The organism is Periweissella fabaria, assembly GCF_918814575.1.
GTDB classification, from domain to species: Bacteria; Bacillota; Bacilli; order Lactobacillales; family Lactobacillaceae; genus Periweissella; species Periweissella fabaria.
This window is the reverse complement of sequence record NZ_CAKKNS010000001.1, coordinates 144556-157814: the sequence shown is the minus strand read 5'-3', so window position 1 is coordinate 157814 and position 13259 is coordinate 144556. Positions and strand designations below refer to the sequence as shown.

The 13259-nt window shown below is 38.9% G+C and carries 11 protein-coding genes; all 11 read right to left on the bottom strand.

The window, feature by feature from the left end; all coding sequences use genetic code 11:
• Positions 1-76: 76 nt before the first annotated feature.
• Entirely contained in the window at positions 77-1831 is a 1755-nt protein-coding gene (locus LQZ75_RS00790; RefSeq protein ID WP_230095939.1) for a YfhO family protein, read from the bottom strand.
• A 283-nt stretch (positions 1832-2114) separates the two neighbouring features.
• Entirely contained in the window at positions 2115-2822 is a 708-nt protein-coding gene (locus tag LQZ75_RS00785; protein ID WP_230095938.1) for a class A sortase, read from the bottom strand.
• A gap of 78 nt (positions 2823-2900) precedes the next feature.
• Complete coding sequence (locus LQZ75_RS00780) at positions 2901-3668, bottom strand: DUF2705 family protein (protein ID WP_230095937.1); 768 nt, start codon at positions 3666-3668, stop codon at positions 2901-2903.
• A 2-nt stretch (positions 3669-3670) separates the two neighbouring features.
• A complete protein-coding gene (locus LQZ75_RS00775; RefSeq protein WP_230095936.1) occupies positions 3671-4576 on the bottom strand; it encodes an ABC transporter ATP-binding protein in 906 nt (301 codons plus the stop codon).
• Positions 4577-4765: 189 nt separating this feature from the next.
• Positions 4766-5491: a LiaF transmembrane domain-containing protein gene (locus tag LQZ75_RS00770; RefSeq protein WP_230095935.1), complete on the bottom strand. Its 726-nt coding sequence runs from the start codon at positions 5489-5491 to the stop codon at positions 4766-4768.
• Positions 5488-5958, bottom strand: coding sequence for a LytTR family DNA-binding domain-containing protein (locus LQZ75_RS00765; protein ID WP_230095934.1), 471 nt, complete (start codon positions 5956-5958; stop codon positions 5488-5490). Before LQZ75_RS00765 ends, LQZ75_RS00770 begins: the two co-directional genes overlap by 4 nt.
• A gap of 159 nt (positions 5959-6117) precedes the next feature.
• Complete coding sequence (locus LQZ75_RS00760) at positions 6118-6375, bottom strand: hypothetical protein (protein WP_230095933.1); 258 nt, start codon at positions 6373-6375, stop codon at positions 6118-6120.
• A gap of 265 nt (positions 6376-6640) precedes the next feature.
• Positions 6641-8143, bottom strand: coding sequence for an ABC transporter substrate-binding protein/permease (locus LQZ75_RS00755; protein WP_230095932.1), 1503 nt, complete (start codon positions 8141-8143; stop codon positions 6641-6643).
• A gap of 374 nt (positions 8144-8517) precedes the next feature.
• Complete coding sequence (locus LQZ75_RS00750; RefSeq protein WP_230095931.1) at positions 8518-9492, bottom strand: Ppx/GppA family phosphatase; 975 nt, start codon at positions 9490-9492, stop codon at positions 8518-8520.
• Between the two features lie 33 nt (positions 9493-9525).
• On the bottom strand, positions 9526-11676 hold the full coding sequence (locus LQZ75_RS00745) for an RNA degradosome polyphosphate kinase (RefSeq protein WP_230095930.1): 2151 nt from the start codon (positions 11674-11676) through the stop codon (positions 9526-9528).
• Positions 11676-13193, bottom strand: coding sequence for a Ppx/GppA phosphatase family protein (locus LQZ75_RS00740; protein ID WP_230095929.1), 1518 nt, complete (start codon positions 13191-13193; stop codon positions 11676-11678). Before LQZ75_RS00740 ends, LQZ75_RS00745 begins: the two co-directional genes overlap by 1 nt.
• Positions 13194-13259: the final 66 nt, after the last annotated feature.

Genomic DNA, 13259 nt, shown 5'->3' with positions numbered 1-13259 from the left:
TTTAATTATTAGCTACTGAATGCTCTTGGGCATCAAAAAATCGGCTAATCATCTGATCAACCGATTTTAATATTTGCTAATACCGCACTTGGTCGTATTGCCCACCTTGGCCGCGTTTACGTAACATCGTCACAATTGTCAAGACTAAGCCACATAATGAAATGGCCCACATCCAAACGTATAACAATGGTACTTGGAAACCAACGTTAATCTGACCTTTATAATTTGCAGGTAAGCGTACAGCTACCAAGCCATCAATATTATGCGTTGCTGGCAAGTTAACCCGCTGACCACTTGCTAACCGGACATAATACCCTGGATAGAAGATCTTTTTAAAGACCAGATAGTTATCAGCCGCCTTGACATTCACATCGGCACTAATAAACTGATTAGCGTCTAATGTGTGCATTTTGATGTTAGTCGCTGTGACGTTATGTTTTTCTAAAATCACTGCTGGGTTACTAATAATACCTTGGTGTAAATACACCCCCGTACTAGCATATTCAAAATACCACGCATCACTCTTAGTATGTGGGTTAAAGGCCTTATAACCATTAGCAATCGCCGCTGGTTGATTAGCTAATTTCACCGCATGCCGGACTGAGTGAGCATATTGGAATGTTTGGCCTAATGCTAATACTAAACTAATTCCTAAAGTTACTACGACTGTTTTTGAGATTCGCTTGTGACTACTAAAGTTACTAAAACTACTGTATTCTTGGACAAAAACTTCAATGGCAATCGCAATTAAAAAGGCCATAAAGAAATAACCGATATACATAAAGCGCCAGAGGAATTGTAAGTTATAGAAGACACTTGGTAAGTAACGCCAATTAAGGGGCGCATAACTTAAAAAGGCAAACACAGCGGTAATTACTAAACTAACTTTAAACAAACTAAACTGCATCTGATCAGTACGTTGCTTAACGGTCGGCCACTTAACAATCAAGCCCACCGCCCCGATTAAAGCTAAGCCATTGACCACCTTAATTAAAATACTATATGGTTGCCAACTATTGGACTTAGTTAAAAAGGCCGCCGTTCGATCCATTACATAGATATCTTTGAAAAAGGCATTATAGAGGTCAAGTGATTTAAGCTCTAGCAACGGTAACCAGAAGAAAGCACTAATTACTAATGCTAACAAGCCGGCACTGACAAAGCGCATAATAGTTTGTAAATTAATATCACGCCACGCCCAGATTAAAATAATAATAACTGCTAAAATCGCTAAAAAGGTACTTAATAAGTGGCTTGATAACAGTAAGGCACTCCCAATGGCTAAGTACCCAATCCCATTGTCTTGGTCTTTTAAAATTCGAAAGACCCCAATAAAAATCATTGGTAATAATGCGATCCCTAGAATTGCGCCTTGGTCTTGTGTTACAAACAAATTATGTAACATAAAGGGCGATGCCATGTAAAAGCTACTAGCAACCATAATGGCATTCCCGTGGAAAAACTGCCGGAGTAATTTATCCATCAATATTCCGGCTACGAAGGTGGCCACAATATTAAAGATTGTAAATGTCACGGCCACCGAATGGGTTAAGCCATATAACGGTGCTAATAAAAAGGCTTGCCACGTACCATAAAAATAATTGGATCCTAATCCCATGCCATGAATGGCCCATGGATTAACATATGGAATCAGTTGACCACTTTTCCAACCGCCCCAAGCCCCAACAACGCGGCTAATATGAAACGGAACATCGAAACTATTTAATATCCGCGGTAAGATAATAATACTCACCGCATTCACAATCAATGCGAGGATTAAATAATAGCTATATCGTACTTTAACTTGCTTTAAAATGTGCTGGTCCTCCATTACCAAATTTTTAAAATTTAAATAAATAATATCCTATATTAGTCACATTTTAAACTACTTTACCCATTAAATCGATTATAAAATTTATGTTAAGAGCGGTTACTATTTATTTACTTTAAGTGTAAATACTGCTGTATCAGGCCTCCTACCAGGATATTTTTTCATGACACCATTCTTTGTAAAGTAATTGTAAAGTCAACCACCAGCAATTATTGTCCGCTAAAAAAGACAGCGAAGCGTTATTAACACTCCCTGCCTTTTTACTATCTATATTCAATCGGTATTAATTACCGGAGTTATTTTGATCTTTGAAGTAATCTTTAACGGTCCCACTAGCATCATGCCACGATGTGGTTTGCGTTAACTCACCGCGTAAAACAACCCGGCCATCATTATGCGTATAGTTACAAGTAAACAACGTAATCACTTGCTTACCTGGGACCGGGTCAGTAATTTGGACCGCCGTTGATGGTACGACTTTATACTCCGTTGTGGTATATTCATAAACGTGTTTTAAATCCGTTAAATAAATTTTTTGCCCTTTAACCCCATCATTTTTATGATAATACAATGGTGAGAAGAGTAAATTCTTACCAATATATACCATGTGACTCGCTAGCACATAGTTGCCTTGTCCCATTTTTTGATCTGGCAAAATTGTAGCGGCTCCTAAGGCGAGGTTATCACCACCGGTCCCAGCTGAGATTGGTAACGAAATCCCCATGGCCGGCACAGCAACATAGCCAATAAAATTAGCCGCATCAGTTTTGAACCGGGCTTGGATAATTTGCGCTGATGAAACGCTATTAACTTTGCGCCAATCATAACTTGCAGACTTCTTTTGGGCCGCTGCAATGGATGTGGTTGTCACATTTGGATGAAACGTTTCCAGTGCCAACTTGGCAATTTGTTGGTTAAAAATCAACCCTAACGAAATAATCAATAACACCGTTATGCCAAGATATGCCAGAATTCTTGGTACTTTCTTCATACGTACGCCCCCTATTTTTTACTAACTTCATTATAAACTATCGGGGCATTTTAATTTAGTCCGACCACCTAAACTTAATTAAACATTGCGCTTTTTAAAAATAACGTACGCTAAGGCTAGAAAAATCAACGTATAAACAACACTACCAGTCACAATCATTGGCGTACTAAAATGGGTCATCTCATGAAGATCTGGAGTGCTAATTTGCGCCCCGGCATTCAACATGTTAAGGGGATTCCATTTTAACCAAGTCCATTTCTCAATGGCAATCGCTTGGGCCAATTGCAATAACGAAGCCGCAAAATAGCCCAAAATCCCAATTGTAATGGCCGCGGCACTCGTTTTAAATAAATTAGTAATTAATAGCACTAATGCTAAAATCATCCAGATACCAACAAAGGCACCAACCAGCGATAATCCTAAGTGACCAAGGACGGTTGTTGTCCCAGCCTTACCACTTAAGTTGACGTTGTTGAACAAAACCACCTTCAAAAGTAATGTATAGCCGAAAATAAGAATATAATTAAGAATTGAATATAGCAATAACGTTAAGACCTTACTAGCAAACACTTGCCCCCGATAGTACTTACGATATAACAACGCTTTAATTGTGCCATATTGAAACTCCGAAGCAAAGATTGTTGCCGTGACACTAATTAAAAAGAAAGCTAAAAACATCGTACTGTTAAAACCATTCATAATTTGGCCCTTTGCACTAATCCACTCCGGCTTCAGCTTGGCAAAAACAGCAAAAATTGTCATCACTAAAATATTAAACAGCATTGTAATCCAGGCAATATTTTGATGACGTAATTTAAAAATTTCTTGGCGTAATAATGTCGACATGCTTAGGCCTCCTTAGTTTCATTGTGTAAAATTGATAATAATGCCGCTTCGAGATCTTCACCTTGATGCACAACATCATAAATATCAATGCCCGCTTGGACGAGGGTTTTAATAACTACCGCCAGCGTTCTAGTTGCAGTTTGATTAAACACAATTCCCGGCGTGTCTACAACGAGAATGCCCGCTTCATGTAAGACTACTTTTGCCTGGGTATCATCACTAGTTTTAAGGACAATAAAATCATTTTCTTGGTGATTGAGATTGGCCACTGTGGCTTGTTTAATTACTTGACCATGATCAATAATGACCACTTCACTAACTAATTTTTCTAATTCACTCAGAATATGACTTGAGATTAAAAATGATGTTCCAGTAGCCGCTTTGTTGATAATTACATCCCGTAAATCTTTGGTTGCTTGTGGATCTAATCCATTCATGGGTTCATCTAAAATCACCAATTCAGGGTCATTAATTAGTGCTAAGGCAATCCCTAGCTTTTGTTTCATTCCTAATGAATAATTCTTGGCTTTACGATTAATGTAACTATCCATCTTCATTTGTTTAACAAGACGGGCAATCCGCTTATTAACATCGGCACCAGTCGCATTTAATTGTAAGTGTTGCAAACCCGTCAAATACGGATAAATCGCTGGATATTCAATTAAGGCCCCCACTTTACCTAACGCTTGGTGACTTGTCTCTGACACAACCCGATTATCAATCTTAATTTGGCCTTCTTCGTATGAAAATAAACCTAAGATGGCCTTCATAATTGTCGTCTTTCCGGCTCCATTAGGGCCAATTAAGCCCACAATCCGGCCCTTGCCAACCGTGAATTCAACGTTTGACAAGGCTTGCTTTTTGCCAAATCGTTTACTCAACTGGCTAACGTGTAAAATATTTTCCATTATAGTCCCTCCACTTTTTCAAATTGTTACACAGTCACCTTAACAAAAACTTAAGTAAAAGACAATCTTTTGTAAAAAATAAAATAATAACTAATTAAGCGTGCCATTATTTTAGTACCCCTACCACCGCTCCTAAATCCCAAAAAATACGCCAATAGTCCACCCAAAACGGACTGTTGGCGTATTTTTTTAAATATGATAGATATTAACTGATGACAGATTCACATTACCAGTAATAATTAACTCAGCAGTCGTAATTGTATCGGCGGCCGTTTTTTCTTCAACATCACTCAACAAAGCATTAGCATGATTAACGACATGCCAATCACGGGGCACGTAAATCAAGACATCTGATAAATTAACATCGAGATTCAACGTTGCCGTAGTATTAATGTGGGCTTTGTCAAAATACAACTTAACACTCGCCATCTTGGCCGTCACATCCCCACGTTGGAAATCTTGGGCCTTCACATACCGAAATGTGGAAGTCATATTAGCATTTAAGTTAAGTTCACTGTCCATACTTTCTTGAACATCATCGGGGCCATAGACATATTTTTTCTTGAATTGGTGTTGCCCATGACCATGGTGGAAGGTGTAGTATCGATGATTTTTCGTTTTAAAAAGTAATTCTAACCCGATAATTACTAAAATTGCGACCACAATAATAGTCCATGGTACCAACTTTTCAATCCCTAATGGGCGGGCATAGAGCATGGCTAAAATCGCCAAGCTCGCTACCGGAACTACAATCCCACCATAAATAGCATCTTTGATCATAAAGAAGGCTAAAATCACGGTAAAAATCAACGTCCAAATTCCAACGTGAAAATTCAACCAGCCTAATTCGTAAACTACTAGGAAAGCGCCGGCTGCTAAAAAGCCTAAACCGGGAATAATTGTATGTTTGTTCATAAGTTACGCTCCTCTTCTAAACGTTCTTTTAAGTCTTTAAAGTATCGCCGGGAAACAAAAACCAATTTCGGACTATTTTGAAACCCCACCGTAGCCCCAGTAACGGTCCGCGTTAAGCCATAAACAGCATGGATATTCAATAACGCCGACTTGGAAATGCGCATAAACCGAGGTGCCAAACGTTGCTCTAGCTCATAAAGACGTTGTTTAACTAAGTACGTCTCATCATTAGTATGCGCATAAACCTCGCGCCCATCAGTTTCAAAAAACAACACTTCAGTATCATTAAAGTAATACTCCGTATCATCTTTGATATATGTAAGGGGGCTGATTACCGCTGATGTCCCCGCCGTGGCAAATTCCTGCAAAACCGTTTGTAACTTAGCCACGTGCTCATCAAATTGGGGCGTGTGAATAACCACTTCCAAGTCGGGGGTGGTTGTATCAATTTCAATTGTTATTTTCATATTGCCCCCTTCCATGTTTATAAGTATTCCACATTCTTGTTTATAGGTAAATATCCTTGGGCTAAGCGGTCAAATTTGCGGTCTAAGTGGTCAGGTTTATCGGTACAAAAAACTCCTATACACTTTAACCAAGCATATAGGAGTTTCACTATAACTGGATTACCGGCGCCGATATAATCTGTGCACAATTGTATTGATAATCCGAAAAAAAATGTAAAAGGCAAATGTAAACATTATTACAAACCATCCACCCACGATGATTGGTAAATACCAGTAACCACTTGCGCCGATTACATTGATGGTTTGAATAAATTTACTCGCCATCGAACCTTGATCGAGGCTATCAAAAATAACCTTAACGAAAAGGCAAACCATCGCTAAGAAAAAACTAACTTTGAATTGATTTTTATTAATCATACGCCCACAGTCTTCCTAACCCATTAGTACATCTGTCTACTAATAATATCTGTACTTCTTATTTTAGCATAAATTGTTTAAATACGCCGTCTCATGGCGTTTTTGTTGTATTTATGTAAACTGTACGCGGCGCCCAAGCGGTTATTATGCACAAAAATACCGGTAAGCCATCTGCTTACCGGTATTTTTTATGTGTTAATCATAACTGATTTTAAAGGTATCTATGTGTCGTTAGCTGCTTTCGACTGCTAAATAGCAGTATCTACTAACCTAACTTAAACCGTTTTTCGATTAAGTTTAAAATGCGAGTTAATCCAAATGTTAACACAAAGTAAATCAACGCTGTGATGACAAGTGGTAAGAATGGGTTAAATGATGCCCCTTGGACGGTAGCAGTTTTAAACATTAACTCACCAACCCCAATAACTGAGACCACTGAAGATTCCTTAATGACTGTCACAAATTCATTTCCAAGCGCTGGTAAAATATTTTTCACCGCTTGCGGTAAGATAACATACCGCATTGATTGGCCTGAAGATAATCCTAATGAACGCGCCGCTTCATTTTGACCGCTGGCAACAGAGTTAATACCGGAACGGATAATTTCAGCCACATAAGCTGCTGAGTTCAAGCTCACTGCAATCGCCCCAGAAGCAAATGCGCTGATGTTCAAGTGGAATAACCATGTGGCCCCAAAGAAGATAATATATACTTGGACCATTAAAGGAGTCCCACGCACAAATTCAATGTAAACATTTGAAATAATTTTACCAATTAGTTTCCCTAATTGCGTGAACCATGAATTTGACGCATCAAGTTTAGCCCGTTTAAGTAAGGCTAAAATAACCCCTAAAATAGCGCCGAAGAAAACCCCGATAATGGCTAAAACAACCGTCAAACCAGTTCCTGAAATAAAGTAATTACCATATTGATCAAAGAAACTTTTTGAAACAAATATTTGTGAATTAGCAAGCTTTTGCCATTTTTCAAATGAACCATCATGGTTGACACGGCTAATCACACTGTTAACTTGCGCCGTTAAAGCATCCGCCCCTTTCGGCATTGCAATAACTGTTTCCCCCGTATCTTCAGGGAAGTTCATTGGGATTAAGGCTAAGTTTTTATCGTGTTGCGCATATGCTTCACCAACTGGACCTTCAACGACAATGGCGCCGACCTTACCAGATTGCAGTTGTAAAATGGCATCAGTAAATTTAGTAAGCAAGACTGGTTTATCACCTGGTAATGCTTGGCTTGCTAAATCAGATTGGGTGGTTCCTTTTTGCGCAGCAACACTCACATTTGAAAAATCCGTAACACTCTTGTACTTGTCTTTGTCCGCTGCTTGAATCAATACTTGTTGTTTAACTTTTAGATATGGTTCTGAAAAATTAACTTCTTTAGCCCGTTCTGGAGTTGAAGCCATCCCCGAAATAATCATGTCAATTTTCCCGGTCTTTAACGCCCCTAATAACGCATCATAGGCCATTTCTTTAATTTGGAGCTTAACACCTAATTCTTTAGCCACTGCTTCGGCCATTGAAACATCAAAGCCGACAATTTTATCTTGCCCTTTAATTGTTTGGTGAAATTCATACGGCGCATAATCGGCCGATAACCCAACAACTAGTAAGCCACTTTTTTTAATGTGGGCCAATGTTGGATCGGTCTTAGCAGTATCCGTAGCTGCCATAGCCGCACCAACATTACTAAACATAAACATAAATGCAAAAACTGATAAAAATAATTTATAAATTCCTTTTCTCATCGCATATCCTCACTTCGATTTGTTAATACATATTAATATACTGACATCGATATTAATATGCAATGTTTTTTGCGTTATTTCGCATAAATATACATCAATACGATGAATATGCAATTTAATAAACAATTATCGCGTAAAAATCTATACCCGTTAAAAAATTTTTTAGGCCATAAAAAAAACGGTGAGAAAATTTTCTCACCGTCAATTCGTGCCTTAAATATTGATTTTGTCCGAGCAACACGCCGGTTTTAACTTCCCTATCCTAAAAGCGAATCACTTCTACTAAGTCAAAAACCCAAAAAAGTAAACATAGCGTTACCATCAAATTTAAAATACGTCCGTGTTTCATTATTTTAATTACCCCTTTATATTAACTAATCGTCAATATCAACCGTCATTGCAGCTGGTTCAGGATCAATAACCTCTTCGCCAGTTATTTCATTAATCTTTTCAAATAAGATACCTTCACGAATCCCGGCTTGCGAGAACGTAATCTTATTGGCATCCACATAGCGTAATATTGCCATCAAGGGCATTAATCCCCCAACGATAATATCACCACGTTCTTTGGCTAAACCTGGCACTTTACGACGTTCTTCCAAATCTTTACTTAAAATATCCGTATAAATTGCAAAGGCTTCATCACTTGAAATACGGTATCCATGTAAAGGCGTATCTTGAATATGCTTAGCTCGCCGGGAGATTTTCCCTAATGTCCGGTTAGAACCACCTAACACAACAAGCGGAAATTCATGGGCTTGTCGTAACCAAGATACACTATTCAACCGTTCGTCAACCGCTGTGAACGCTTTAAATAACGCTGCTGCACTAATCTCGTCGGCTTCCAAGTATTCCTCTGAAATGTTAACAGCTCCTACCGGAATGCTAACCTCATGGCGTGATTCCTTATCAGCCACTAAAATCAATTCAGAAGAGGCCCCACCAGTATCTAAAATTAACGTATTACTAATATTTAGGGTATTAATAACCCCTAAATAGTCATAGTGAGCTTCTTGTTCCCCGGTTAAAACTTCTAATTTCAAGCCGACTTTTGTCTGGACTAATTCCAAGAATTTAGCTTGATTAGTTGCTTGGCGGACTGCCGCTGTTGCCACTGCCCGCACGCTAATATCGTCATATTTTTTAATGGCGTCATCAAAGTCAGTTAAAGCTTTCAAAGTCCGTTCAATTTCTGGTTTTTGTAAAACCTTTTCTGGCCCCATATTATTTGATAAGCGCACCATTTCTTGCATGCGTTCAAGGACCGCGTATGATCCATCTGGATGAATTTCACTGATGGTCATCCGTGCCGAGTTTGACCCTAAGTCAATGATTGCAAATTTCTTCATAAATCCCCTTCCAATTAATCCTTTCAGCTATCACTATTCTTCAAAAGGATTGTTTAATGGTGTGAACCGCTCTGTTAGCTCGGCTTCTTTAGCAGCATGCTGTTGGGCCTTGCTTTTTTGATTGGCTTCTTCCATAAAGGCTACTTGCGCATCAAGAGATTCTTGAACACCGCGACGGTCAACCTTTTGGTAGCTACCATCCGATTGTAACACACGGGTTTTAATGTTATCCATCCACATGGTTTGGTAAATTGCCAAGATTCGTTGCTTTAAGTTTTCCGCATGCACCGGGAATAATAACTCAACCCGACGATTTAAGTTACGGGTCATTAAATCCGCACTTGAAAGATAAATTTCCTTGGCCCCATTATTTTCAAACATATAAATCCGACTATGTTCCAAAAAGCGGCCCACAATTGAATGTAATTCAATATTTTCACTAACTTCAGGAATGCCCACACGTAAAATCGCAATCCCACGGACAATCAATTCCACTTTAACCCCAGCGTTACTTGCTTCGTATAATTTCTTAACCAAGCCCGCATCGGCGACTGAGTTAACCTTAATCTGAATTTTAGCCGGCTTACCAGCTTGCGCATTGGCAATTTCTTGATTAATTTTAGCTTCGATGAATTCCCGAATACCATCTGGTGACATGTGTAATTCATGGAAGTATTGTTGTTCTGAATATCCTGATAAAATATTAAACACATTAGCCGCATCAATCCCAATGTTGGTATCAGCGGTTAACAACCCCATATCAGTATAGAAGTGTGCCGTCACATCGTTATAGTTCCCCGTTCCTAAATGGAGGTAACGGCGAATTTCATCACCTTCACGGCGAATGACCATCGCAATTTTTGAGTGAGTTTTAAGGCCTTTTAATCCATAAATTACATGGACACCCATTTGTTCAAGTTCACGGGCCCAATGGACATTATTTTCTTCATCAAACCGGGCTTTAACTTCGACTAACACGGTTACTTGCTTCCCATTTTTAGCGGCTTGGCCAAGAGCTTTAATAATTGGCGAATCCCCTGAAACCCGGTATAGCGTCATTTTGATTGCTAAGACATCCACATCAATGGCGGCTTGTTGAATCAACCGCACAACTGGTTTAAACGTATCATACGGGTGGTGGAGTAATTGATCATTTTTACGAATAACATCAAAAATATTGCCAGTCATTAATTCCGTTGGTTCAAAATCTTCAAATGCCGGGTAACGCAGACTTGGCATATCCGTGACTTGCTTGGCAACATCTGACAAGAAGGTTAAATCAATTGGCCCATTGACATCATACGTCCGCACATCAGCGACTTGTAGTGCTGCTTGGAGGCGTCTTTTAATATGTTGACTCATTGTTCCTTCACACTCTAAACGAATCACATCACCACGTTCACGTTCTGCTAACCGGGCTTGGACTTCTTTTAGTAAGTTAGGGGTTTCGTCTTCATTTTCCGCCACATCTAGTTCCATATCCCGGAGGACCCGGTAAGTTGCCGTTTCTTTAACTGTATACCCTAAGAATAAGCGGTCAACAAATTGTTTAATGATGTCTTCGAGTAAAATAAAGTGATTATCTTGATTAGGCACGGGAATGACCCGTTTAAAGACATTATCAGGGACTTGTAATGTGGCAAATAATTTCGTCTTACCGTCTTCATCTTCTTTGGATAAACGAACGGCAATATTTAAACTATCATTGGCCAAGAATGGAAATGGTCGCGTTTGGTCATCGGCCATTGGCGTTAACACTGGGAAAATTTCACGATCAAAATAGTCTTCAAAATAATTCAAGGCATCAGCATCTAATTCATCTGCTTTAACAATCTGAATCCCTTGTTCTTTTAACGCTGGTATTAACACGCGTGTATAAGTTTGGTATTGTAACTTAACATGTTCACTGGCAGCGACACTAATTAGTTCAAGCTGTTGCTTAGGTGTATAGCCGGCCGGATCTTTTTTACGCACATCAACATGCGCCATTTGAGCTAAGGAAGCCACCCGCACCATGAACCATTCATCTAAGTTATTTTGGCTAATACCTAAAAAGCGAATCCGTTCAAGTAATGGGTTTTGGCGGTCACGGGCTTCTTCAATAACACGCTCATTAAATTGCAACCAACTTAATTCCCGATTCACAAAATAGTCGGGGTGTTCAAAATTTTTCTTATCACTCATTATTTTCGACTCACTCTCTTCTTTAATGTGGCTTGAATACCAAAGACGTCCATGAAAAAGGCCGACTTTTGTTCAAAGGTCCAGGCTTCTAATAAGATATTAGCCGGCGTTGTAGCAGTAATCACGACTTCCGTTTCACGTAATGACACTGAAATGGTCTTAATTTTTTGTAGGCGTGAATCATCAAGCGCATCGGCAATTCGTAAAATGGCCGTTAACTTGGCAATTAACAAGCGTTCTTTCTTATTAAAGCGTTCAGCTTCTGATTGATATTCACCGGCCACTGGGGTTTTAGAACTATGAAATTGTGAGACCATGGCAATGATTGCTTGTTCTTTATCTGACAAGCCGTGAAAATCCAAACTTTGAATCAATTTGGCTGAATGAATATAGTGGGCATAACTATTCACAAAATTACCAATATCATGCACAATGCAGACTACATCTAAGAGTAGCCGTTCCCGGTGTCCTAAGTGGTGAACGGGCTTTAATTGGTCAAAAATATGCAAGGCAAACGTTTCGACTTGTTTCCGGTGATTGTATTCAACCCGATATTGGTCAGCAATATTTTCAGCAGATGCAATAATTTCACTTTCACCTGGCAACTTCGCATCTGGTTGGGCAAAAATTAAGCCATCAATTGCCGCCAAGCGAGTTAACGTGATTGTTTGGGCATGAATAATGCTAAAGGCCCGTTCCAAAATAAAAATTTCGGGCATTATGTAACGAACAATTTCTGGTTGAACGCCAAATTGTTCAATTAATTCTTGGCGTGATAAATGTTGGATTTTACGTTTTAAAGTATTAAATTCCGTAATATTAATCGTGGCACTCGCGGCATCAACTGGAATAAAGAACTTATTTAAAATGTCTGAACCCGTAACCAATAAGTTTTGGCATGGTTCAAGTTGGGGTAATACTTGGGCAAAATCCGCAATCTTACTCCCAATAAAATCTGTCAAAAATTGCGGATAATCAACAATTTGGCTTTCAATTTCTTCGAGTGATTCAGCAATCCGAATCGGTCCTAAGAGTAAACTACGTGAGAACTGAAATTCACTCTTATTATAGTAACCAATGTCTAAGCGGCCTGAATTAATCCCAATAATGTAGAGATTATCAGCGGCCATTTTTGCAAATTTCGGGAAATACGTCCGAATAGCCTGATTGCGATAAAACTCCTCTTGACTACTATTTAAGCTCTTAACAAGATAACCTGTTGCTTGCTTAATTTGGTCGGCAATAAATTCTGAATTAGCGGCTTGCATAAACAATTCACTAGCCCATACTTGGACATTTTGAACATCGTAATCGGCCATCAATTGACGATAACCTTGCATAATTACAAGTAATCGGCGTGCAACTGAAAATGGCACGGAGCCGGAACTATAAATATCAGATCCGCCTTGCATATTTTTGTGGACACTTTCAACTACCGTATTAGAATTGGTATTATAAATAATCAATTCAACCGTAGTCGTATTTATCAGGATTTCTCCAATTAAATTTTTCGCCATAAAGCACCCCTTTTGTCATTATCTATGTAATATTATACGGCAACTTTTACATTTCAAATAGTAAAT